Source organism: Burkholderia sp. DN3021 (assembly GCF_049805555.1).
In the GTDB taxonomy this organism is placed as follows: domain Bacteria; phylum Pseudomonadota; class Gammaproteobacteria; order Burkholderiales; family Burkholderiaceae; genus Burkholderia; species Burkholderia pyrrocinia_C.
On record NZ_JBNCAB010000258.1, the window covers coordinates 1 to 771 of the forward strand.

Sequence of the window (771 nt, forward strand, 5' to 3'; positions counted from 1 at the left end):
CGCTATGGTGAATCAGGCCCGCCGGCGGTCGTCGGGTCACGACAGCGCGGAACAGCGCCTGCATGACCAGATTTTTCGTCATCCGTTCGCTCATCGCGTAGCCGACGATTTCGCCACTGTACAGATCCTTCAGGCCGGCAAGGTACAGCCAGCCCTCGTCGGTCGCGATATAGGTGATGTCACCGCACCAGGCTTGATTGGGCGCCGTCACCGAGAAATCCTGGTTCAGCAGATTCGGCGCGACAGGCAGATCGTGCTTCGAATTCGTCGTGGCCTTGAACCGACGTTTCTGCTTGCAGCGCAGTCCCAGTTTTCTGCGCAACCGTCTGATTCGATGCACGCCGATTCGCACGCCACGTTCCTCGAGATGTTGCTGCAGGCGCTCGGGCCCGAAACTTTCCCGGGTTCGCTGATGCGCCGCGAGCACCTCCGCTTCCAAGCGAGGTTCCTGCCGAGTTCTTTCGGACGGTTTGCGCTTGCGCCACGCATAGTAGCCGCTTACCGATACGCCCAGCACGCGGCACATCGGCGGCACGGAGTAGTCCTGTCGCATTTGTTCAATCACGCCGTACTTCACCGCGACTCCTTCGCGAAGTACGTCGCGAACTTTTTTAGGAGATCGCGCTCCATTTTGACCTCGGCCAGTTCGCGCTTGACCTGTGCCAGCTCGACCTCCATCTCCGTCAGTGGCTTCTGGTGCCGACCGATATCTTTCAGCTTCCCGGCCTTCGCCGCGCGCACCCAGTTTGCCAGCGTTTTCATTGGGATCGA

General features: G+C 60.2%; 1 pseudogene. It reads right to left on the minus strand.

What is annotated here, in order from left to right:
- Nucleotides 1-771: pseudogene (locus ACPUER_RS36965) on the minus strand (IS3 family transposase); the annotation flags it as partial.